This window comes from Asticcacaulis excentricus (assembly GCF_003966695.1).
GTDB classification, from domain to species: domain Bacteria; phylum Pseudomonadota; class Alphaproteobacteria; order Caulobacterales; family Caulobacteraceae; genus Asticcacaulis; species Asticcacaulis excentricus_A.
Map to the genome: position 1 here is coordinate 169266 of NZ_AP018827.1, position 23251 is coordinate 192516.

20 protein-coding genes and 1 other RNA gene are annotated in these 23251 nt (G+C 62.2%); 15 read left to right on the forward strand and 6 right to left on the reverse strand.

The features are described from left to right. Positions 1–82: 82 nt before the first annotated feature. Positions 83–2029, forward strand: coding sequence for a methyl-accepting chemotaxis protein (locus tag EM6_RS00830; protein WP_126419588.1), 1947 nt, complete (start codon positions 83–85; stop codon positions 2027–2029). 243 nt (positions 2030–2272) lie between these two features. On the opposite strand, the gene EM6_RS00835 is transcribed toward EM6_RS00830, so the two are convergent. Continuing rightward, positions 2273–2470, reverse strand: a complete 198-nt coding sequence (locus tag EM6_RS00835) for a hypothetical protein (RefSeq protein WP_126419589.1) — start codon at positions 2468–2470, stop codon at positions 2273–2275. A 153-nt stretch (positions 2471–2623) separates the two neighbouring features. On the opposite strand from EM6_RS00835, the gene EM6_RS00840 reads away from it, so the two are divergent. The 6 genes from EM6_RS00840 to EM6_RS00865 all read left to right on the forward strand — a co-directional run bounded on the left by EM6_RS00840 (position 2624) and on the right by EM6_RS00865 (position 7260). Then, positions 2624–3775: a carbohydrate porin gene (locus EM6_RS00840; RefSeq protein ID WP_172961099.1), complete on the forward strand. Its 1152-nt coding sequence runs from the start codon at positions 2624–2626 to the stop codon at positions 3773–3775. 36 nt (positions 3776–3811) lie between these two features. Further along, positions 3812–3907: signal recognition particle sRNA small type (ffs, locus tag EM6_RS00845), an RNA gene on the forward strand. A gap of 98 nt (positions 3908–4005) precedes the next feature. Beyond that, the gene (locus tag EM6_RS00850; RefSeq protein ID WP_126419591.1) at positions 4006–5814 is read left to right on the forward strand and encodes a DNA polymerase III subunit gamma/tau; all 1809 of its coding nucleotides are present in this window, start codon (positions 4006–4008) and stop codon (positions 5812–5814) included. Further along, positions 5811–6131, forward strand: a complete 321-nt coding sequence (locus tag EM6_RS00855; protein ID WP_172961207.1) for a YbaB/EbfC family nucleoid-associated protein — start codon at positions 5811–5813, stop codon at positions 6129–6131. The genes EM6_RS00850 and EM6_RS00855 overlap by 4 nt, the downstream gene beginning before the upstream one ends. A gap of 3 nt (positions 6132–6134) precedes the next feature. Continuing rightward, complete coding sequence (gene recR / locus EM6_RS00860) at positions 6135–6737, forward strand: recombination mediator RecR (RefSeq protein WP_126419593.1); 603 nt, start codon at positions 6135–6137, stop codon at positions 6735–6737. 289 nt (positions 6738–7026) lie between these two features. Beyond that, entirely contained in the window at positions 7027–7260 is a 234-nt protein-coding gene (locus EM6_RS00865) for a hypothetical protein (RefSeq protein WP_126419594.1), read from the forward strand. 12 nt (positions 7261–7272) lie between these two features. Here EM6_RS00865 and EM6_RS00870 read toward each other — a convergent pair whose 3' ends face one another. Next, positions 7273–7821, reverse strand: coding sequence for a VUT family protein (locus tag EM6_RS00870; RefSeq protein WP_126419595.1), 549 nt, complete (start codon positions 7819–7821; stop codon positions 7273–7275). 130 nt (positions 7822–7951) lie between these two features. Between EM6_RS00870 and rmuC the strand changes: the two genes are divergently transcribed. Beyond that, positions 7952–9214 carry a DNA recombination protein RmuC gene (rmuC, locus tag EM6_RS00875; protein WP_126419596.1) on the forward strand — a complete coding sequence of 421 codons (1263 nt, stop codon included), beginning with the start codon at positions 7952–7954 and terminating at the stop codon, positions 9212–9214. Here rmuC and EM6_RS00880 read toward each other — a convergent pair. Both EM6_RS00880 and EM6_RS00885 read right to left on the reverse strand, forming a co-directional pair. Next, the gene (locus tag EM6_RS00880) at positions 9211–10698 is read right to left on the reverse strand and encodes a carotenoid oxygenase family protein (RefSeq protein WP_126419597.1); all 1488 of its coding nucleotides are present in this window, start codon (positions 10696–10698) and stop codon (positions 9211–9213) included. The two genes, rmuC and EM6_RS00880, sit on opposite strands and share 4 nt — an antisense overlap. A gap of 12 nt (positions 10699–10710) precedes the next feature. Continuing rightward, positions 10711–11115 (reverse strand): DUF2141 domain-containing protein, encoded by a 405-nt coding sequence (locus EM6_RS00885; protein WP_126419598.1) that lies wholly within the window; start codon positions 11113–11115, stop codon positions 10711–10713. Positions 11116–11333: 218 nt separating this feature from the next. Here EM6_RS00885 and def point away from each other — a divergent pair, with 218 nt between their 5' ends. The 3 genes from def (at position 11334) to truA (ending at position 13727) form a co-directional block, all read left to right on the forward strand. Then, complete coding sequence (gene def, locus EM6_RS00890) at positions 11334–11870, forward strand: peptide deformylase (protein WP_126419599.1); 537 nt, start codon at positions 11334–11336, stop codon at positions 11868–11870. Positions 11871–12024: 154 nt separating this feature from the next. Then, the gene (gene fmt / locus EM6_RS00895) at positions 12025–12954 is read left to right on the forward strand and encodes a methionyl-tRNA formyltransferase (RefSeq protein ID WP_126419600.1); all 930 of its coding nucleotides are present in this window, start codon (positions 12025–12027) and stop codon (positions 12952–12954) included. Continuing rightward, positions 12954–13727 (forward strand): tRNA pseudouridine(38-40) synthase TruA, encoded by a 774-nt coding sequence (truA, locus tag EM6_RS00900; RefSeq protein WP_126419601.1) that lies wholly within the window; start codon positions 12954–12956, stop codon positions 13725–13727. The genes fmt and truA overlap by 1 nt, the downstream gene beginning before the upstream one ends. A 35-nt stretch (positions 13728–13762) precedes the next feature. Here the strand turns inward: truA and dapE are convergent, their stop codons facing one another. Beyond that, positions 13763–14917, reverse strand: coding sequence for a succinyl-diaminopimelate desuccinylase (gene dapE, locus EM6_RS00905; RefSeq protein ID WP_126419602.1), 1155 nt, complete (start codon positions 14915–14917; stop codon positions 13763–13765). Between the two features lie 73 nt (positions 14918–14990). Here dapE and EM6_RS00910 point away from each other — a divergent pair, with 73 nt between their 5' ends. Beyond that, entirely contained in the window at positions 14991–16268 is a 1278-nt protein-coding gene (locus EM6_RS00910) for an MFS transporter (protein ID WP_126419603.1), read from the forward strand. Between the two features lie 93 nt (positions 16269–16361). Beyond that, positions 16362–17360 (forward strand): RelA/SpoT domain-containing protein, encoded by a 999-nt coding sequence (locus EM6_RS00915; RefSeq protein ID WP_126419604.1) that lies wholly within the window; start codon positions 16362–16364, stop codon positions 17358–17360. A 40-nt stretch (positions 17361–17400) separates the two neighbouring features. On the opposite strand, the gene EM6_RS00920 is transcribed toward EM6_RS00915, so the two are convergent. Further along, positions 17401–18858, reverse strand: a complete 1458-nt coding sequence (locus tag EM6_RS00920; RefSeq protein ID WP_126419605.1) for a M23 family metallopeptidase — start codon at positions 18856–18858, stop codon at positions 17401–17403. A gap of 529 nt (positions 18859–19387) precedes the next feature. Here EM6_RS00920 and EM6_RS00925 point away from each other — a divergent pair. Both EM6_RS00925 and EM6_RS00930 read left to right on the forward strand, forming a co-directional pair. Next, on the forward strand, positions 19388–22936 hold the full coding sequence (locus EM6_RS00925) for an intermembrane phospholipid transport protein YdbH family protein (RefSeq protein ID WP_126419606.1): 3549 nt from the start codon (positions 19388–19390) through the stop codon (positions 22934–22936). A gap of 107 nt (positions 22937–23043) precedes the next feature. Then, positions 23044–23241 (forward strand): YnbE family lipoprotein, encoded by a 198-nt coding sequence (locus tag EM6_RS00930; RefSeq protein ID WP_126419607.1) that lies wholly within the window; start codon positions 23044–23046, stop codon positions 23239–23241. Positions 23242–23251 lie beyond the last annotated feature (10 nt).

The window sequence follows — 23251 nt, forward strand, 5'->3', positions numbered from 1 at the left end:
GTTAAATGAACGTTAAGGCTGTTCCGACAAATCTTAACAGGGGCTTTCGTGGCTCTTGGTAACAGGGTTGGAAAGGCTGATAATGCAGCTACGTACAAAGTTTATCGGCTTGGGGGCGGCGTGCGCGCTTCTGGTGTTTGGCATGGTGGCCGCCAACAGCGTGGCTTCACAATACGCGCAGGCGCATGCGCGTCAGGCTTCGCTGATCAGTCAGATCACCCAGCGGCACATGACCGCCGACATGATGCACGACGCCATGCGCGGCGATGTGCTTGAGGCCCTGCTGGCGCATCAGGTGGGCGATGCGGCCGCTGCCGAAGCGGTAGTTGGCAAACTCAAGGACCACGCTGACACGTTTGAGCGAAACCTCAAGGCCAATCAGGCCGAGGCCCTACCGGATAATCTGAAGCAGCGCTTTGCCGAAGCGCTAACCGCGCTTCAGGCCTACCGCGCGGCCGGTGACGCGGTGCTCACCGCCACGCCGGAAACCGAGCCCGCGCTGCGGGCCGACTTCGACGCCAAGTTCACGGCGATGGAGGACAGCAATGAGAGCCTGTCCGGTGATCTCGAAGCGTGGATGACAGGCGAGGTCGAGCGGGGCGCCAAGACCGATGCGCAGTTGAACATGCTGGTGCAGGCCTTGTCCGTATTCGCCATTCTGGGCGTGCTGGCCATGATCGGCCTGATGTGGCGCGACCTGTTGCGGCCACTGGGTCTGATGTCGCAGACGATTGGACGCATTGCCGAAGGCGAAACGGACGTCGAGGTCGCCTTTATTGATCGTAAGGATGAGATGGGCGTGCTGGCCCGCGCCACCCGGTCCCTGTGTGAAACGGCGCGCAAGGCGCTGATGGTGGACCGCATGGTGCAGGCCATGCCGACCCCGGTGATGGCGGTCGATGTGCACAATGATCTGCGCATCACCTATATCAATGCCGCGACCGAAAAGCTGATGGATAAGGTCAAGGGGCATTTTCCGAACTATCCCGGCACGCTGATGGGGCAGTCCATCGACATCTTCCACACACACCCCGAGCATCAGCGTCGTCTGCTGTCCGACCCGAAAAACCTGCCGCACCGCGCGCGTATCCGCGTGGGCGATGAAAGCATCGACTTGCAGATTTCGGCGGTGCGCGATCACCGCGATCAATATGCCGGGGCGATGCTCGTATGGGATCTCGTCACCGATCAGGCCCAGTTAAGCCGCGATTTCGAAGTGCGGGTGCAGGACGTGGTGAACGGGCTGGCGGCGTCGGCGGCAGAGCTGTCGCAGGTGGCCGAAACCGTGACGGGCGATTTGCGCAATGGGGCCGGGCTGGCCGTATCGGCGGCCTCGTCGGCGACCCAGACGACGGCCAGCGTGCAGACCGTGGCGGCCGCCGCCGAAGAACTGGCGGCCTCGGTGCGCGAAATTTCCGATCAGGTGCAGACGACCAACCGCCTGGTGGCCGATTCTTTCCATAAGGTGCAGGACGCCGATCTGGTGGCGCAGAAGCTGTCTTCGGCCTCAGACCGCGTCAGCGAAGTGACGACCGTCATCGCCAATATCTCTAGTCAGATCAATCTTCTGGCGCTCAACGCCACCATCGAATCGGCGCGCGCCGGTGAGGCGGGGCGCGGCTTTGCCGTCGTCGCCGGTGAGGTGAAGAATCTCGCCAACCAGACCAGCCGCTCTATCGGTGAAATCAACAGCGTCATCGACGAGATGCGTCAGGCGTCGCGCGAAATCGTCGGTGTCTTGAGCGATATTCGCGGTGCGGTGGATGCCATCACCCACGCCACCACCTCGGTCGCGGCCGCCGTCGAGGAACAGTCGGCGACCACCGGGGACATTGCGCGCAACATGGCCTTTGCGGCTGAGGGGACGCGCGTGATCAGCGAAAACCTGGATCAGGTGTCGGGGATCACCACACGCAGCGGGGAGGCCTCGGTGCACCTGTTCGACTCGTCTCAGGCCCTGTCGGATCAGGCGGCGGCCCTGCGCGGTCGCGTAGCGGAGTTCCTCAGCCGGATCAACCGGGCATCGTAAAGGCGCGCAAACCACAGATTACACAGATTACACAGATTAACGGGCCTTCCCACAAGACGGGGCGCGAAGCGCCAAATCTGTGCAATCTGTGTAATCTGTGGGTCCAGATTGTTGGTGCGGCCAAACTCCGGGCAGCAAGACGAAGGGGCCAGTTGGCCCCTTCACCCCAACACATATCGACACACGAAGGCATGACCGAGTGCGTTACTTTCGGGGTGCTGGGGACGTGTCCCCTGTCTCTTTTCAGGCTTTCACGGCACAGGCGCGCAGGCTCTGACTGCGCAGCAGGGCCTGCTTTTCGCGGACCGAGCCATGGCGATAGGCGGCGGTCTGCCTGACGGCGGCGAGGGCTTCGGCGCGGCAGGCGGCCGGGGCGGCGGTGGCCGGAACCGCGGCGATCAGCGGCAGGGACAGGGCCATCAGGCACAGAAGCGGTTTCATACTGGGACACCTTTCAACAGTCGGAAACCACAGAGCAATCGCCGGGCCGCTCTGGTCATATCCGGTTAACCCTGTCTGTAAACTATAACCCAACAGATTTCGGGTAACATGGATATTGTCGAGCGATGTGCCCGATGTGTTCAAGGTTTATCCATGCGTCTGTCTGTTCTCGCTTGTGCGTTACTGTCTCTGGGTTACGGCACCTCTGTGGCCGGCGTGGCTTCGGCCGGCGTCGAATACGATGCCGTTCTGACCGCTGATCTGCTGCGTAACCATTCGGGAGGCTTGCGCAAAGGCAACCGGGTCATGAGCAATCTCGACCTGTCGGCCGCCTGGCAGGGCGAAGGTGAGGCCTTTAAAAACTGGGACGGTTTCGCCTATGTGCTGGCCGATAGCGGGGGCGGCTTTTCCGAGTTCTATTCCGGCGATGCGCAGGTCGTGTCCAATATCGACGCGCCGAAGGGCGTGCGCCTGTTCGAGGCGTGGCTGCGCCGCACAAGCGATGATGAACGCTGGTCTGTGACCGGCGGCCTGATCAATCTCAATGGTATTTTCGACGTGCAGGAGGCGGGGGCGCTGTTCCTCAACGCTTCGCACGGCATTGGTCCGGACTATTCGCAGAGCGGCCCGTCGATCTTCCCGTTTTCGACTCTGGGGCTGGTCGGCGAATGGCAGGCCAGCGAGACTTTGCGCCTGCGCGCCGGGGTGTTTGACGGTGTGGCCGGCGACCCGGCGCATCAGAGCAGCTTTATCGGCGTCAGGCTGGGTGACGGCGACGGTGCGCACTGGGTGGCCGAAGCGCAGCAGGACTTTGCGCGCGGCTATGTCAAGCTGGGGGCGTGGGCCTATACGGCGAAGGCCGAGCGTCTCGACGGCACGGGCCTGTCCGATGGCAACAGCGGTTATTACGCGCAACTGAAGTACGATTTTTATAAACCCGAAGCCGACAGCGACCGCGGCGTGTCGGGCTGGGCGCGTCTGGGTAAGGCCAATAAGGACCTTCAGGCCATTGAAACCTATGCGGGCGGTGGTCTGGTGTGGACCGGGCCGTTCACAGGGCGCGAGTCGGACGCGGTGGGCTTTGCCATCGCCCACGCCGATTTCGGTCAGCCCTATGCCGAAGCGGTGGGCATAAACCTGAAGCCGGAAACCATTTACGAACTCAGCTATCGTTACGCCATCAGGGACGGCCTGAGCCTTCAGCCAGACGTGCAATATATCCGCCACCCGGCTGGTGATCCGCAGACGGACGATGCCCTGGTGCTGGGGGTGCGTCTGCGGGTGGGGCTCGCGGCGTTTAAATAAGCGCTTGCAATCGCAAAACGGAATCCGCATATAGCGAGCGAGATCGCGCGGGCGGAGGCCTCGCCAACCTGGTCAGGGCCGGAAGGCAGCAGCCACAACGAATTCACCTTCGGGTCGCGCGGTCTCACCTTTCCCCTATATTCTAAGCCGTCCACAAAGCGCTGCCTGACTGCGCTGAACCCACGTGCTTTCCGACTCGCAAACCCTGCGTTTGGCGCTATAAGTCGGGTATGTCCGACCATCCCGAATCTCCTGAGACCGGCGATCCCTTTGCCACCGAACGCGATGAGAACACCGACGATATGTTCGGTGGTCCGGCGGTGCCTGCGCCTGCGAAAAAGGACGCGGCCTATACGGTGCTGGCGCGCAAATACCGCCCGCGCACCTTTGAGGACCTGATCGGGCAGGAGGCGATGGTGCGCACCCTGTCCAACGCCTTCGCCACGGGGCGTATCGCCCACGCCTTCATGCTGACCGGCGTGCGCGGGGTGGGTAAGACGACGACGGCCCGCCTGCTGGCGCGTGCGCTCAATTACGAATCTGACACCGTGAAGGGGCCCAGCGTCGATCTTTCGACCTTTGGCTACCACTGTCAGGCCATTATCGAAGGCCGGCATATCGACGTGCTGGAGCTGGACGCCGCGTCTCGCACCGGCGTCGATTCGATGCGCGAACTTTTGGAAAGCGTGCGCTATGCGCCGGTCGAAGCACGCTACAAGGTCTATGTGATCGACGAAGTGCACATGCTGTCGACCGGGGCCTTCAACGCGCTTCTGAAGACGCTGGAAGAACCGCCACCGCACGCCAAGTTCATCTTCGCCACCACCGAAATCCGCAAGGTGCCGGTGACCATCCTGTCGCGGTGTCAGCGCTTTGACCTGCGCCGCGTCGAGCCGGAAACCCTGACGCCGCATCTCGAGAAAATCTGCCGCCTCGAAGGGGCTAAGATCGAGCCGGACGCTTTGGCCCTGATCGCCCGCGCCGCCGAAGGCTCGGTGCGCGACTCCCTGTCGCTGCTCGATCAGGCGCTGGTGCAGGCCGAAGAGGGGCAGAGCGTGTCGGCTGAGGTGGTGCGCGACATGCTGGGGCTGGCCGACCGGTCGGCGACGCTCAGCCTGTTTGAGAATATCATTTCCGGTCAGATGCCAGACGCGCTTCTGGCCTTCCGCACCCTGTACGGTTTCGGGGCCGACCCGTCGCAGGTGATGGGCGACCTGCTCGAATACTGCCACGCCACCTCTGTGGCCAAGGTGCTGGGGGCCGAGGCCACGCGCCTGCCCAAGGAGCCGGCGCAGCGGGTGGCGGCGCTGGGGGCGCAGTTGTCGGCGGGCACCTTGTCGCGCCTGTGGACCCTGATGCTCAAGGCGTTTGAGGAAATCCGCCGCGCTCCGGATCCGGCGGCGGCGACCGAAATGGCGCTGGTGCGCTTCTGCTATGCGTCCGATCTGCCGGGGCCGGAGACCCTGCTCAAGCGCCTGCAAAACGGCGAAAACTTGCTGGACGGCGGCCCGTCGGGCGGCGGCATGGGCGGTGGGTCCGGCGGCGTCAGCGCGCAAGGTGCGGTCATGCGCCCGCAGGCCTATGCCAATGCCCAGCCGCAAATCCAGCTCAATACGTTTGACGACGTGCTGGCCCTGATCGCCGAAAAGCGCGACATCGGCCTGCGCGTCGATGTCGAGCGCTACGTCAAGCTGATCTCCTTCCGGCAGGGCGCGATTACGTTTGAACCTGCCCCGCACACGCCGATTGATCTGGTGCGCAAGCTGTCGGCGCGGCTGAAGGAATGGACGGGGCAGCGCTGGCTGATCGCCACCGAAGGCGGCGGCGGGGCCGAAACCTATCGTGAGCGCGAAATCCGCGAAAAGGCGGAAGCCTTGCAAACGCTGCGCAATGACCCATTTATCTCCGGTCTGATGACGGCCTTTCCGGGCGTGGAAATCCTCAGCTTCCGGCCGAAGCCGAAGCCGGTGGCCGCCACCACGCCCGACATGCCTATGACCGAAAACCGCGACGAATTCAGCGAAAAGGACGATGACTGATGGACTTGAACGCCCTGATGAAGCAGGCCCAGGCCGTGCAGCAAAAGTTCACCGAAGCGCAGGAAAAGATGAATCAGGTGGTCGTCACCGGTCAGGCCGGCGCGGGTCTGGTTTCGGTCGATCTGCAAGGGGGGGGCGTGCTGACGCGCCTGCATATCGACCCCAGCCTGATCAATCCGGACGAGGTTGAGGTGCTGGCTGACCTGATTATCGCCGCTCACGCCGATGCCCGCAAAAAGCTCGATGAGGAGTCCGCGCGCCTGATGAAGGAAGCGGCGGGGCCGTTCGGGAATATGCCGATGCCGAAGCTGTTCTAATCTATGGCCTCTGGCGCCGGACCTGAAATCGAACGCCTGATGGCGCTGTTGTCGAAGCTGCCGGGTCTGGGGCCCCGCTCGGCGCGCCGCGCCGCGCTGGCCTTGCTCAAAAAGCGCGAGCAGTTGCTGATCCCGCTGACCGCCGCCATGCAGGATGCGGCTGAGCGCGTCACCTCGTGCCACATCTGCGGCGCGCTTGCGACCCGCGACCCGTGCGCCACCTGCGCCGACCCGGCCCGTGATGCGGCCATGATCTGCGTGGTCGAAGAAGACTCCGCCCTATGGGCTATGGAGCGCGTCGGGGCCTTTTCCGGGCGTTATCACGTGCTGGGCGGGCTTTTGTCGGCGCTCGACGGAGTGCGGCCCGAAGACTTGCGCCTGTCGGGCCTGATGCAGCGCGTCAGTGCGGGCGGTGTCGAAGAACTGGTCATGGCCCTGCCGGCCACGGTCGAAGGCCAGACCACGGCGCACTATATCGCCGACCGCGTGAAGCAACTGGCCCCGGCGGTGACCATCACCCATCTGGCGCGCGGCGTGCCAGTCGGCGGCGAACTCGATTGGCTGGATGATGGGACCATTGCCCACGCCTTTAGGAGCCGACGCTAAAAGCCTTGAATTTGGCGATCTGGTGCGTCGGTGTCACTTGCAGGTCAAACCGTACCTGCGTCGCTTGGCTTCTGGCATCTCATCCAAATTGAAGGTTTCCCGGACTGTGATAATATGGTGGTGATGTTTGACCACATGCCGTCTTAGCACGAAATAGAGAATTGACATCCTCGGCCGCTTATTCAGCACCGGATTCGATTGCAACTGTTCTATTGTTTTCGTGTGTTTGGATGCATTATCAAATCGCATCTTATAGGGCGAAGGTGAAATTTAATTTTAGGGGGCGATATTGATTAATAAGAAGCATTGGTTCTTAAAGGTGGGACCTTTTGGTGGTCTATTTCCTGTTACTTTATTGGGATTTGTATACACAGTATTTTATGTATTGGTGGTCTTGAGCCTTGTTTTAAAAGCAGAAGACCTGTCGAATGCCGGCCAGGGTTCTGCGGCCACACCGTGGTGGGCGGCAGCTATCCTGGTCGGCTTGGTTGGTTATGTATTTGCGAGTGCGAAATCGAAATAGCAATAATCTGGATTAAGCGCTCGGTAAGTTGCCCTTAGCCTCGTGCCGCCTCAGCACGAGGTACACCACCAGCACCCCGACCAGCTTGCTCAATACTGACGTCGTCAGCGACCAGATATTAAAAATGCCGGGGATGCTGATCGAGGCGATCATATAGAAAACCGCCGAGTCGATGGGCGAACTGATCGCCGTGGAAATCGCCACGCGCTGCGACAGAGGCCGTTTCACGAAGGTGAAGATGGCCCAGTCGATCAGCTCCGACACCGCAAAGGCGCAGGTCGAGCCGAGCGCCACCGCCGGGTCAGACGTCAGAAACGACAGGGCCAGCCCGACGACCAGCGCCGCGATGACCCAGTGTTTGATCTCGCGCTGGGCGAAGTCGCGCACGATCAGCACAAAGCCGGTCACGATCGCCATTGGCGTCCACGAGCCATTGTCGGGCAGGGGGATTTGCGGCACGGCGGCAAAGCACCAGTTGATAAACGGGATCAGCGCCAGATAGAGGTACGTCCACGGCGTGCGCCCTGTGACCGCCTTGCGTACAAATGCGCCGAATCCCATCTGCCCCTCCCAAAAGTGCCTGATACGTCCTTGCCAGCCCCGCAGATGACCGCAAGTGAGTATTTGGTCCGACCGGAATCGTGTCAGGAAAAAGCTTGTCAGCTTTTATTTCGTATGGCAAGAACATTTCATGAACTTTGAATCCGTCGCCCTTATTGCCTCTGTCTTCGCCTCGCTGGTTCTGGGGGGCGGCTATTATCTGGCCTTTCAGGAGACGCGCCGCCTGCGCGAGCGTAATGAAGACCTGAGCGATCAGTTGCGTGACGCCGCCGCTGAGGTGTCGCAACTGAAGGAGCGCACGCGCAATCTCGAAGACGCGCGCGCCGCCATGAGCGAACATTTCCGCGCCGCGTCTCAGCAGGCGCTGAGCCAATCGACCGAGGCACTTCTGAAACGCGCCGAGGAGAATTTTGCCGCGCGCGAAAAGCTGGCGCTGGAACGCATGGGCCACACGCTGAAACCCGTTGCCGAAACGCTGGGCCGTTTCGAGGCGCAGGTGAAGGAGATGGAGGAATCGCGCGCCAAGGACACCGGCGGGCTGAAAGAGCAGATCACCCACCTGATGCAGGCGTCGGTGGCGACGCGCGAGGTGACGCAGAAGCTGGCCAACGCCTTGCGCCGTGGGGCCGGGGTACAGGGCCGCTGGGGCGAAGAAACGCTGCGCAATGTGCTGGAAAGTGCCGGACTGTCCAAGCATTTCGACTTCGTTGAGCAGCAGAACCTTGACACCGATATGGGGCGTCGCCGCCCGGACGTGACGGTGAAACTGCCCGGTGGTGTCTTCGTCATTGATGCCAAGGCCAATCTGACCGCCTATCTGGAGGCCATTGAAGCGACCGACGAGGCCATCCGCGAAGAGGCACTGCAACGTCATACGCGCGCCTTACAACAGCACGTGCGCGACCTGTCGGCCAAGGCCTACTGGGATCAGTTCCGCGAACAGTCGCCGGATTTTGTGGCCATGTTTGTGCCGGGCGACGGCATATTGTCGATGGCGCTGGAGCGGATGCCGCACCTGATGACCGAGGCGATGGACCGCAAGGTGATCATCGTCACTCCGACCACCCTGTTTGCCCTGTGTAAGGCCGTGGCCTATGGCTGGCGCGCTGAGGAGCAGATTCACAATGCCCATGAGGTCGCGGCGGTGGGGCGCGAACTGTATAGCCGTCTGTCGGTGATGGGCGGGCACGTGGCGGCGCTCGGCAAAAATCTCGGCAGCGCCGTCGATAAGTACAATGCCTTTGTCGGCTCGCTGGAATCGCAGGTGCTGACTCAGGCGCGTCGCTTCGAAGACCTCAAGGTCAGTCATGAGGGCAAGGAGATCGTTGAGGCCGCACCGCTGGATGTGCAGACGCGGCCCCTAAGCAAGCTGACCGTGGTGTCGGGCGATTAAGCAAACGTCCCGTGGAAGCCCAGCGGTGTGGCGTGCGCCGATCGCCATGAGCCCACCGGTCCGGCGCTGAGGTTTTTCGCCTCGAACACGTGCAGTTCGGTGGCCCTGGCCTTGAGATTAAGCACCGTGCCAACCATCCAGCCGTCCATCTCCTGACCCGTGCCGCCGTGGCTGGCCGGACGCGGGACGAACAAAGCCTCTTCGACAATAGCGTCCGCGCCGAAATCGTGGGTCTGCGCTGTACCGGTCTTCCAGTCGAAGGCCGACAGGGCGTGCGCCCCCAGACGGCCCTCAATATAGCCGCCGACGTGCACGACGCGGTCGCGGCGCAGACCCTGAAAGCGGTGATCGGTCTGCGGAAACTCCGATGAAACGCCCGTCGCCTGCATGTCGGCGCGACCGTCCGGGCGCAGCGTGATCAGGGCCAGATGCGCCTCCTCATCATTGCCGGCGTTGTAAACCCCCTTCACCAGATCGCGCGCCCCGCTCATGCCGAACTTGGGCGAAGAGGCCAGACAGACATCGAAACGGATCGTGCCATCGGTGTCTTCCCAGGCGTCGCCCGTATGGAAGTAGGTGGCGGCGGGCAGTTCATACAGACGCCGCTTCGACAGGTCGGCCTTTTCGACAACCAGAATGCGGATCGGCTGATCGGGACGCCAGACCAGCGTATCGACGAAGGGCGGCGTTCGGCGTTCGGCGATAAGCGGCTGCATGGGCAGGATCAGGTGGCGTTCGCTGACCACCCAGTCGTGGGCATACCCCGCAGCGGGAAGCTGGATCAGCTCGCCGCGCTCCATCTCGCCCGACGGGCTGAGTTGCCAGATCCACGCCTTGTCGCCCATGAACCCGGCGCTCCAGATGCGGCCCGACGGTTCGACCTTGGGGTGGGCCAGAAAAGCCAAACCTTTCAGGTCGTCACGGAAGGTTTTGGGGCCTTTGGTCAGCAGGGTCTGGGCATCAAGGCGGTAGGGTGAGCCGCCTTCCCACAGGGCCCACAGCTCGTCCCCGACGCGCAGGACCGAGGTATTGGCGGCGTTGACGTCGTCATTGCTGGTCACCGGGGCATCGGCGCGGCCCTTGGTGCCGAAGCCCGGCATGACGATGGCCTGTCTTTGCTGCTCGACGCGGCGTTTGACCGTATCGACGAAGCGGCCGGTGTGGCGCACGCCGTCGGCGCTGAGGTCGTATTTCTGGATCATGCCATCGCCGTCGAACCAGTGGCCGGTGACGTCGTCGCCATAGCGGAACCAAGCCGGGCCGTTGCGGTAGAGCGTGCCGCTCAGGCCCGCCGGCATCTTGCCGCTCAGGCGGGTGAGGGCGGAGGGGGCGTAGCCTTCGGCGGGGGCGTTGGCGACGGCCAGACGCCAGCCTTCTGAAAAATTGGCAGTCGCGGCCGCGGCGGCCCACGATGTCGGGGCGGCGGCCATCAGGCCTGCACCGCCCAGCGCGGTCAGGAAGGAACGGCGGGACAGGTCGGTCATGTCGATCGCTCCTTAAAACGCGATGTCTTGCGTGGTGTTGCCCTTGACCTCAAAGGCGGCGTCGGCCCAGGCCGCCGGGCCCATGCGGCCCTTTGCATTGTTGGAAAAGGCGAAGGGCTCGACCGGCATGCCGAAGGGGTTGGTGTCCATCTTGCCGTTGCCATTGAGGTCGTGGAACATCTTCAGGCCATACTGACCCGGTTCGACGTCAAAGGTGGCGCTCGCCGTGTCAGCACTGACGGTGACCTGCTGAGCGGCGACCGGCTTGCCGCTTGTATAGGCCTCTTCGCCCTTATAAAGCGCGACCATCAGCGTGCCCTTGGGCGTCAGTTTGGAAAACTGCACCGTCAGGGTTTCGGCGCTGGCGGGCAGGGCGAGAAGGCCCATCAGGGCGGCGACAAGAGCGGGTTTGAACATAAGAACCTCGGTTGGTTGCGTTGCGATGACCCCGGTGTAGATCGGCCCGGCGGCGGTGGGGCAAAAGATGCGCGAAAGGGGCCTTTGCCTACGTCAACGGACGGTCTGCCACTGGCGCTTCGTGAATGGCATTGGGCAAGTGACTGATTTATAAGCAATCGTCAGCGGCGAAGCGCGAATGCCTTGACCCGCCGGGGGCGGCTTCTTATTTTAGCGGCATGGCCATTCGAGACATTATCACCGTACCCAATCCGCTGCTCAAGCAGGTGTCCAAACCCGTTGAAGGGGGCGTGACCGACGAACTGCGCGCTCTGATGGACGACATGCTGGAGACCATGTACGACGCGCCCGGTATCGGGCTGGCGGCGATCCAGATCGGTGAGCCGATCCGCGTCATCGTCATGGACCTTCAGGAACGTCCCGACGACCTTCCCGAAGACGCCCCGGCGCCGAAGCAGCCGCGTTACTTCGTCAATCCGGAAATCATCTGGGCGTCGGACGAACTGTCCACCTACGATGAGGGCTGCCTGTCGGTGCCCGAAGTCTATGACGAGGTGAAGCGCCCGGCGCGCGTGCGCCTCAAATACCTGAACTATCAGGGCGAAGAGGTGATCGAAGAGTGCGATGGCCTCTACGCCACCTGCATCCAGCACGAAATGGACCACCTGAACGGCGTGCTGTTCATCGACCACCTGTCGAAGCTGAAACGCGACCGGGCGGTAACCAAGGTCAAGAAGCTCAAAAAAGTCGCCTGATAATCCGGGTTGCTGGCCTGCAAAACATCATCTATCTGCGAGACGCTGCTCACGTACTTAAGTACGCTGCGCTGCGTTTCTCGATAGCTAATATTTTTCGGCTCAGCACTCCGAATTATCAAAATACGTCTCTGAGCCGGGGCGGAGTAATCCCATGCGTTTGGCCTTTATGGGCACCCCCGAATTTGCCGTGAAGGCTCTGGCCGAACTGGTCGCCGCCGGTCATGAGATCGTCTGCGTCTATTCGCAGCCGCCCGCGCCTAAGGGTCGGGGGCAGGTGCTGACCCCGTCGCCGGTGCACGCCTTTGCCGATAGCCTCGGCCTGCCGGTGCGCACCCCGAAGTCGATGAAGTCGGCTGACGCGATTGCCGAATTTCAGGCGTTGGACATCGACGCGGCCATCGTCGTCGCCTATGGCCAGATTCTGAAGCGCGAGGTGCTGGAGCATCCGCCGCTCGGCTGTTTCAACCTCCATGCCTCGCTGCTGCCGCGCTGGCGCGGGGCCGCCCCGATCCAACGCGCCATCATGGCCGGAGACACCCATACGGGCGTGCAGGTGATGCGCATGTCTGAGGGGCTGGACGAAGGGCCGGTCATCCTGTCCGGCCGCGTCGAAATCACGGCGCAGGACACGGCCCAGACCCTGCACGACAAGCTGGCCGGGCTGGGGGCGTCGCTGCTGCCGGTGGCCCTGGCCGCCATTGAGCGTAGCCAGCCGGAAGGCGAGCCGCAGGTCGGTGAGGTCACCTACGCCAAAAAGATCACCTCGGAAGAGGCGCGCATCGACTGGAGCCGGCCGGCGCGTGAACTCGACTGGCACATCCGTGGCCTGTCGCCGTTTCCGGGGGCATGGACGATGCTGACGACGCCCAAGGGCGAGCAGCGCCTTAAGGTGCTGATGTCGCGCGTCGATGCGGCGGTGAGTGACGCCGCACCGGGTACGCTGATCGGGCCGGGCCTGCGTCTGGCTACCGGCGACGGCGTTATCGAACTCCTGCGCGTGCAGCGCGAAGGCAAGGGCGCGCAGGACGCCACCGAATTCCTCAACGGCGCGGGCCTGAGCGTCGGGGATCGTCTGGGCTGATGCCGCGCTATTCCTGTCTTGTTGAATATGATGGCCGCCCGTACAAGGGGTTTCAGGCGCAGGACAACCTGCCTACCGTGCAGGGGTCGCTGGAGCGCGCCATTCTGGGCTTTTCCGGCGAAACCCTGCGTCTCACGGCGGCCGGGCGCACCGATACGGGCGTCCATGCGTCGGGTCAGGTGATCACGTTTGATCTGCCCAAGACCTACCGGCCCGATGTGGTGCGCGACGCCATGAACGCCTATCTGATCCCCGAACCGATTGCCGTGCGCGAAGCGGCGATTGTCGATGACGACTTTTCGGCGCGCTTTTCGGCGACGGGGCGCATGTACCTCTATCGTATCCTCAACCGCAGGGCCCCGCCGGCGCTGGAGCAGGGGCGGGTGTGGCACGTCAAGAAGCCGCTGGATGCCGAAGTGATGGCCGAGGCCGGGCAACACCTGATAGGGCGGCATGATTTCACCACCTTCCGCGACACGGAGTGTCAGGCGGCGTCTCCCGTCAAGACGCTGGATATCGCGCGGGTGAAACGGGTGGGGGAGGAGATTCACCTCGTCTTTGCCTCACGCTCCTTCCTGCATCGGCAGGTGCGTTCGATGACCGGCACGCTGGTCGAGGCCGGGATCGGTCGCTGGACGGTGGCCGATGTCAAGGCGGCGCTGGAGGCGCGCGACCGCCGTGCCTGCGGGCAGGTGGCCCCGCCGGAGGGCCTGTGCCTGACGCATGTGACCTTTGAGCCGGAACCGGATTTCGCAAGCCGCAGTTCGATCTGATCTCCTCCCCATCGCTGCGCGACAGGGAGGAGGAATTAGGCGAACACCTTGAAATATTTGGCGATCAGCGCCGCATAGGCGTCGGTCAGGTCATAGAGGTCCTGTACCGGGGTCGCTTCATTGACCTGATGCATGGTCTGGCCCACCAGACCGAATTCCACCACCGGGCACAGGGCGCGGATAAAGCGCGCATCCGACGTGCCGCCGGTGGTGGACGGATCGGCCTCGACCTTCAGCACCTCGCGGATGGCGTCCTGAATGACATCAACGAACGGCCCGGCCTCGGTCAGAAAGGCCTCGCCCGATATAGCGGCTTTCACCTCGATCGCGGCACTGCTGCGCTCAGAATGACGCGCGCAGACCTCCTCGATCCACGCCTGCAAGGACGCGCCCGAATGGGTCGGGTTAAAGCGGATATTGATGCGCCCCGAAGCCGTTTGCGGAATCAGGTTGGTGGTCTTGTTCGCCACATCAAAGGTGGTGATTTCGAGATTGGACGGCAGGAAGCGTTCAAAGCCCTCATCCAGCACGCGCCCGTCCAGTTCAGCCATGATGGCGACCAGCACGGGGATGGGGTTGAGCGCGCGCTGCGGGTAGGCGACGTGGCCCTGCTTGCCGGTAACCGTGATCGTGGCATTGATCGACCCGCGGCGGCCGACCTTGATCATGTCCCCCAGCACCGCGGAAGAGGTCGGTTCCCCGACGATGCAATGGTCGATGACCTCACCCGTCTGCCTCAGGTGTTCAACGACCTTCTTGGTGCCGTCCAGCGCTTCGCCTTCTTCGTCGCCGGTGATCAGGAAGGACAGCGAACCTGGCAGGCTGTCAAAGCGCGACACGGCGGCGATCCACGCCGCAATGCCACCCTTCATATCGACGGCTCCGCGCCCGGTCAGCACACCGTTTTCGATGGTCGCGGCAAATGGGTCCGAGCGCCAGCCGTCCAGCGCGCCTTCGGGCACCACGTCCGTATGACCGGCAAAACACAGGTTGGGCGAAGCCGTTCCGCGCCGTGCATAGAGGTTTTCGATCTCGCCGAACCTCAGCCGCTCACAGGCAAAGCCGAGCGACTCCAGCGTCTGTTGCACGCGGTCCATCGCCCCGGCGTCCACCGGGGTCACGGACGGATGGTTGATCAGGGCCTTGGTCAATTCGACCGGATCGAGCGTGTTTTCGGGTATATTCGTCATGGCGCGTGGTGTAAGACGACTTTGCCGCGAACGAAAGTGAAATCATTCGCGGGCATATTTACCGGATATCGCCGTGACCCCTCCCGTTTCGCCTGAAATCGTTTCCGAGCCGCCGTCGCCGCCGGAATCGCAAAACCCGTTCCGCATACCCGCTTACCGCAACTTCTGGATCGCCCGCCTGTGTTCGGTGCTGGGCTTTTCGTCGCAAAGCGCGGTCATCGCCTGGCAAATCTATGAAACGGCGCGCAAGGATTCCGGCATCGGCGAAGCGGCGCTCTATATCGGCCTGATGGGGCTGACGCAGTTTATCGCCATGTTCGCCTTTACGCTGCCGGCAGGGATCGTGGCCGACCGTTATGACCGCAAGAAGATCATGGGCTATACGATCGCGGCGCAGGCCGTGATTGCGCTGGGCTATATGGGGCTGTCGGCGCTGGATCATCCGCCGATTGCCGGACTGATTGCCCTATCCTTCTTTCTGGGGGCGTCGCGCGCCTTTATCGCTCCGGCCTCATCGGCGATCGGCCCCATGCTGGTACCCAAGGCGATTTTGCCGCGCGCCATCGCCTCCAATGCCCTGGCGTTTCAGATCGGCGGTATCTCCGGGGCAGCGGTCAGCGGCCTTCTGCTCAGCGTTTCGGCCATGTTCGCTTACGGCTTTTCGGCGGCGCTGTTTGTCATCGGCGGCGTGCTGATCGCCACGCTGAAGGCCGATACGCACCCCGTCAATGCGCCCACCGGCTCCAAGATGGAGATGGTGCGCGAAGGCCTGATCTATATCTGGACCAACAAGATCGTTTTTGGCGCCCTGTCGCTCGATCTGGCGGCGGTGCTGCTGGGCGGGGCGACGGCGCTGCTGCCTATCTTTGCGCGCGACATCCTGCACGCCGGGGAAATCGGCTATGGCGCGCTCAGGGCCGCTCCGGCGGTCGGGGCCATGATGACGGCGCTCTGGCTGGCGCGGCGGCCTTTGAAGTACAAGGCCGGCAAGTGGATGTATGGCGGTGTGGCGGTGTTCGGCCTGATGACCATTATTTTCGGGCTTTCGACGAATATCTTCGTGTCGGTGGCAGCACTCGCCGTGCTGGGCGCGGCGGATATGGTCAGCGTCTTTGTACGCGGGACGCTGGTGCAGATCGTGACACCCGACCCCATGCGCGGGCGGGTGGCCTCGGTGTCGTACCTGTTTATCGGGGCGTCGAATGAGCTGGGCGAATTTGAAAGCGGTGTGGCGACGCGCCTTCTGGGGCCCATCGGCGCGGCGCTGTTCGGTGGCATTGGCGCGATACTGGTGACCGGGGCGTGGATCAAGCTGTTTCCGAGTTTGTATGAGGTGGACAGGTTGGAATAAATTACCGCTAGATCAATTTGCAGGTTGAACAATAAGCTTCATTTATGCGAAGGATGAAAGCCGCAGTATTTCAATTTTAAATTGAGGTGTGTGATGGGGTGGCCACAGCCGCGGGATACAAAAAGCGCCGTAAAAAAGGCAGGTGATCGTATCCGCAAGGGCGATTACAGTGTTGAGGATATTACTGTTCTCAATAACTGGCGTGCTGCGCACGGATATATAATAAATACTTTTCAAGCTGCTTTGAGAAATAGGGCAAAAGGTTGGAGTGTTCCTGTCGCGCAGCGCTTGAAACGTGCTTCCACTATCATTGATAAACTGAGGCAGGGCAGAGCGAAAGACCTATCTACAATGCATGACATTGCTGGAGTTAGGATGGTCTTTCCAGATGAAACGTCTCTAAGATCATTTAGATATGGACAGCTTCGAACACGCGCTAAACATGAGCTTGTGAACGAACCTGATAAATACAACTATTTGCTGAATCCAAAGAGTAGTGGTTATCGTGGAATTCACGACGTTTACAGTTATTCGGCTGGTTCCGAAACAGGTGGAGCTTGGAACGGTCTTCTGATTGAACTTCAGTATAGAACCCTGATTCAGCACGCCTGGGCGACTGCTGTAGAGCTATCAGATGTTTTGACTCATAATCGAACCAAGTTTAGCCAAGGGCATCCTGACAACACTAGATTTTTTCAAATATGTAGCGAGTTACTTGCTAGGAAATGGGAGGGTGCATTTTCATGCTTGCCCGATCAACCATATGAAACTTTAATAGAAGAATGGCACGAAATTGAACAGCGCGCCCACCTTTTCCACCAGCTTAAATCGGTGGGTAGAGATGAGGGTGGTCAAGGTCTACATGGTTTGGTTCTCCTCATTATGAGAGAGGATATGACAGTCCAGCAGATACCTCAAAAATCGTACCGTTCAGCACTTCAAACATTGCTTAAAATAGAAGCTGAAAATCCAGAGCTCGACGTGGTGCTTGTGGGTGGAGCTGAGGACACAATTAGACAAACATTTCGCAATTATTTTAAGAACGCTACTGAATTTGTAAGTTTAGTGGAGGGCGCATTAGCTCAAGAATAACGAGTAAAAAAAGCCCGGCAGAACCGGGCTTTTTCGTCTGTTACTGGCTGCCGCGGCTGGTGGACAGGGCCGGTCGCAGCGGGATGTTCTTGCGCTCCGTCTTGGCGACCAGCTTGTTGGCGGCGCCGGAGTCTTCGTACTTGTACGGCGTGGTCTTCATGGCCAGCGCCTGAGACGGCAGATTGTCCTGCGTGCGCTTGAGATCGGCCATGGCGATCATGGTATCCAGCTCGTGCTTGCGCGCCTTGAAGGCCACGAGGTCCTGACCGGCCAGAATGGTGCCCTGCGGCACCTTGGCATCCTTTGGATTGATCGGGCGGTTTTTGTACCACACTTCGAAGTGCAGGTGCGGGCCGGTCGAATTGCCGGTCGAGCCGACATAGCCGATCAGTTCGCCCTGCTTGACGCGCTGACCGGGGCGGACCTTGATCTGCGACATGTGGGCATAGCCGGTCGCCCAGTCGCTATTGTGCGACACGCGCACCCAGCGGCCATAGCCGCCCCACCATTTGGCATCGGCCACGACGCCGTCACCGGCGGCATAGATGGGGGTGCCCGTACCGGCGGCAAAGTCGATGCCGGTGTGCATCTTCATAAAGCCCTGAATCGGGTGGCGACGCATACCGAAACCGGACGAGGTGCGGGCCGCCGCGACCGGCGTCGCCAGAAGGAAGCCTTTGATATTCTTACCCGTATCGTCAAAGAATTGCGACTCTTTATCGCCCTGACGCTTATAGGAATAGAAGCGTGTGATGTGGCCCTTGGCGCTGATTTCGGCGTACAGCAGATTGCCGGATTCCACGACGCGGCCGCTTTCGGTGACCTTGCGGTCAAAGACCAGCTTGAAGGTGTCGCCCGGCTGGATGTCGCGTTCAAAGTCGATCTTGTGCGCGAACAGCTTGAGCACCTGACCGGTGACGTTCGGCGTGGCGCCCAGCGCCGTGGCCGAGGTGATCAGCGAACCGTCGATGGTGCCAATGGCGACGCGGCGCTCATCGCGCACCGATTCTTCGAGCGCACGCAGGCGCATCGAACCGTCGTGGCTGGTGGTCAGGGTCAGTTGCTTGGCCGGGCCGGTGCGCACGGTCAGGCCCAGAAGCTGCGCCGGGGAGCGGCCGTTTTCGGGGCGGGCAATGGCGGCCTGAAGGCTTAAGCCCTTGCCGACATTGACCACATCAAAGGCCTGCGACAAAAGGGATACGGCGGCATTGGCCTCGGTCGAAGAGACGCCCGAACGGGTCAGGGCCTGAGTGAGGGTTTCGCCGGCGCGCACCATGATCTGCACATTGACCGGCTGAGTGAAGCCTGGACGCGCGGCGGCTTCGGCCAGAGCGCGGGTTTCCAGCGCCAGGGTCGCACTGGGGTCAAGGGTCGGCAGCGTGCTCGGCAGCGGTTGATAAACGCGCCAGACCAGGGTGGCCACCGTCAGGGCGGTCGCAGAAACCAGCACCATCGGGGTCAGACGCACAGGTTGGCGGCGAGGGTCGAGTTGAGCCATTACGATCCAAAAACGGTATACGAGGTTTACACAACGCGGGCTCTACTCAAAACGGAGCCGTTTTCTCCGCCGCCCAGTTAGCCTGTATCTCCCTGTTTCAGGGAATATGCGACCCGACGAGATGCCGCAGACGCGAATTTGAAAGTGTTAACGCCCCTGCATACGCCGAAATGGGGCGAAAATGAGGCGGCAGCCGCCTCACATATCGCCGTTTTCCGGTCGAAGGGACACAAAAGGGTCTGTCCCAATTAGGGGGCGAAGGTTAATATCCGGCTTAAACCGGCCCTTTCAGGGCGCATTTATGGGTTTTTTGCGACACGCGACGCCCAGAGACGGAGTGAGGCCCAAAGCCTATCACTTTGCGTAACGCGCGACTAAAAAACGCACCGGGTGGCCGATAAAGGGGCCGTAATGTTCCGGATACGGTAAGAAAAAGAATCGGTTATGCGCCGTTTTTTTAAGAGTTGCGTGCCATAATGCTGCCCTGAACCTTTTGTCCAACCGTTTGATCCCGTGAGAGCTTGATCCGTTGCGCACCCACATTCTGACCGATGCGCCTGAGGATGGAGGTGAGCTGTTGTTTCCTGTGCGGCTGCCGCCCCAGTCGAGTTTTACCCGTGCGGTCAGCAACGGAAACGACGCCCCTGCGCCGCGCCCGAAAGGCGGTGGTGGGGGGGGGCAAAGGGGTGGCACCGCCTCTGGCGGACCGGGTGGTCCGGGTAAACGCAAGCGCTATCTGAAGGCGGGCGGCTGGCTGCTGCTGACCCTGTGGGGCGCGGCGGCGGTGGGCGTCATCGCCTATGCGGCGCGTAAGGACATTGCCCGCGAAGTGGCGCAGGGCTGGTTGCGTTCCAACGATGTACCGTCTGAGCTGCGCATCGACAGCTTAAGTCTGGACCATATGTCCGGCCGCATCGTGCTGGGTGAGACCGGGCGGCCCGACCTGAAGATCGAACGTTTTGACGTTGATTATGAGCTGAACCTGTGGCGGTTGGGCCAGCCGCTGACGCGCGTCAAACGCATTCATCTGGTCAAGCCGGAGCTGAGCTTTTCCTATGATAAGAAGGGGCTGGGCTTCGGGCGTCTGGACCGCCTGCTGAAAGGCGGCGGCGGGGGCGGCGGTCCTTTGCCGGAAGAGATTCTGGTCGAAGAGGCGCGCATTCGTGTGCGAACCGATTATGGCACAGTCGCGGCCACCGGCGGGCTCAGCCTGAAAGACGGTCGCCTGCGGGCGCTGAACGCCACCCTGATCCCCGGCGCCCTCAACGGCTCCCAATTACAGGGGCAGCTTTCCGACGGCCATATCCGCATTCAGGCGGAACCGGATGCCGATGCCGGTGAGGCCCTGCGCATCGACGCCAACCTGTCTGCGGCGGAGTTGCTGTTCCCGGCGGCGCGCGCGCCCGATGCCGAACTGGGTGATCCCCTGCCGCGCCTGAGCGGGGTGCACGCCGACCTTGATCTGCGCCTGCCCTATCGCCGCCTGTCGGACGCCGCGTCGCGCAAATCGCCCCTGTCGGCCTTTGACGGCATGATCAGCGGTATGCTGGCCGTGCGCGCCGAGGCTATTGAGGGCGCGGCTTCGCTTCAGGGTCTCGACAGCACCATAGGCCTCAATGGCCGGGTGGATTTTGAAAATACGCGCGTGGCCTTTTCGGGTACGTCGCAGGTGATGGCGACGCTGGACGGTGTCACCAGCGGCACGATGCAGGGCCGCGCCGTGCGGGTGATGGCGCAGGATATGACGCTGCGTAGCGATCTGGCGCTCGATGCGGCCTCGGCCCTGACGCTGGACGGCCCCTTGAGCGTCAAGGCCGGGGCTTTTACGCAGGACGCCCTGTCGCTCAACGACGCGGCGCTGGACCTCTCCGGGTTTTCTCTGGCGCACGGCTCCGAAGGCACAGACCTCAGTTTTGAAGGCCGCGCCGTGGCCGCCCGCGCCGCGCAGGGCGATCTGAGCCTCGCTGGTGTGACCGCGCGGCTGGAGGGCACCGGGCGCTTAGGGCCAGACGCTTATGAGATCGCCCTGACCACCGATGTGAACGGCCGTCAGGGCAGCTATCGCGGCATGGGCGCGCTGGCCGCCGACCGCGCCAGGGCTCTGGCCGAGGGGCGTGTGGCCTTTGACGCCGCCAATGCCCGCCTGCCGGACGGCATACCGCCGGTGCCCGCGCCGCCGCCGGGCCCGGACCTGATGGTGTCTCTGCTGCGCGCCGCCGACCGTTTCAGTCTGTCGGCTGACACTGTGCGCGTGTCGCTGAGCGGGCAGGGTAACCGCCACCGCTTCGCCGTGCGTCCGGGCAAGCCGGTGCTGATCCGTCCGCTCGATGGCGGCGAGATACGTCTGACGACCGAAGGCACGTCCGCCCTGATCGCCAGCGATGCGCGCAGCGTCTTTACGGTGGTGACCAGCGGCGAAACCCTGCCCGTGCTCAAGGCGCGGGTGTCGGACTTTGGTTTCGGAGCGCAGGGCGCGCTGGATGGCCGCCTGAGCCTTGAGGCCGGTTTCAACTTCGCGCCCGTCTATGGGGCGCAGGCCAAGGCCAATGGCCGCTTCGTCTATAGCGCGGCGGGCCTGTTGCAGGTGCGCCTTGATGACTGCGTGCCCGTTACCGCTGACCGCGCCGATATTGGCGGCCGCCTGACCGCGGTGACCACCCGGCTGTGCCCGACCACGGCCCCCATCCTGACCCTGAACAACGGGCAGTGGCGTAGCGAAGGCCGTTTCGACAGCCTGACCGCTGCCGCGCCCGACTATCAGGTGGCACTGGCGGGCGGCGAGGGGGCCTTTACCGCCAGCAGCTTCGCGGATGCCGAGGGGCTGGGCTTTACGGTGGGCCTGAAAACCCTGAAGGCCACCGACGCGCTCGACGCGCCGCGCTTTCATCCGGTGTTGATCGCCGGAGACATAGCGCAGGGCCGCAAGACGCTGGACGGCAAGCTGGCGGTGATGTCTGCCGATGCGGCGGTGCAGGCGCGCGCTGGTGGACCTCTGGCCGAGATCAGACTGACCTCGGGCGTGGCCAGCGGCCGGGGCCGCGCGGATCTGACCGCGACGAACCTGACCTTTGCGCCGCAAAAGCTGCAACCGCTCGACCTGACGCCGATGGTGGCGGGGGTGGTGCAGCGCGACACGACAGGCCGCGTCGATTTCAAGGGGTTTGTAGGCTGGTCGCCGGATGGTTCGACCTCAGGCGGCGTGCTGACGCTCAATGAGATGGGCTTTACCGGCCCGGCGGGTCTGGTCGAGGGCCTGAACGGGCGCATTGACTTTACCTCTCTGGCCCCGCTGCAATCGGCGCCGGGTCAGACCCTGACGATCCGCAACGTCACCAGCGTTGTGCCGCTGAAAGACGTGCGGGCGGTGGTGCAGTTTGCGGGGGAGTATCTGAAGCTCGAAAGCGCGCGCGTCACCAGCGACGGCGGCGATTTCGCCCTGGCCCCGATGGACGTGCCGTTTGATACGACCAAGCCGCTCAAGGGCGAACTGAGCTTTGACAAGGTCGATTTCGGCAAGGTGGTGGCCTCAAGCCCGTTCGCCAAGGACGCTGAATTTACTGGCTTCGTGTCGGGCAAGCTGCCGTTTGAACTGAATGGCGGTAAGCTCAGTGTGCGTAAGGGCTATCTGCTGGGCGAAGGGCCGGGCCGCGTCTCGATCCGCCGCAACGCGGTGACTGCGGTGGCGGCGGAGGGCGCTTCGGTCAGCCATGCCGATAAGGCCGCTGTCCCGGTGGCTCCGACGCCCGATCCGGCCCCCAATATCGTCGAAGGTCTTGCCTATCAGGCGATGGAGCATCTGGCCTATGAGGAATTGTCAGCGGCGGTAAACACCGACGACAAGGGGCAACTGAACTTCAACTTCCGCATCGTCGGGCGCTATGATCCGCCGCAGCGCCGGGAGGCGAAGATCGGCCTGATTGACTATCTGCGCGGCACCTGGACGCAAAAGCCCATCGACCTGCCGTCCGATACCAAGGTCAATCTCAATCTGGATGTGAATTACAATCTCGACGAGTTCCTTAAGGATTATTTTGAGGTGCAAAAGCGGGGTGGCTTCGACTGGTCGAAGCTCAAATAGACACAATTCTGAGCCATATCCGGTGCCAAGAATGTCTCTGTCATTCAGGCCCGGTTCAGCTTATAGCTGATATCCAGACGTCATGATCTCTTGCTGTGGAGCCCTTCATGTTGAAATCCCCTGTCGCCCGCGCGGGCGTGGCCGTCCTGTGTCTGGCGGGTGTGGCGCTCACCGCCGCCTGCACGCCGACGGTGCGCCTCAAGGTCGATCCCATCACCATCTACGCCAAGCTCGACCACAATGTGCGTATCTCGCTGGATGAGGATGTGAAGTCCCTCGTCAAACAAAATCCGGATCTGTTCTGAGGAATTTGGC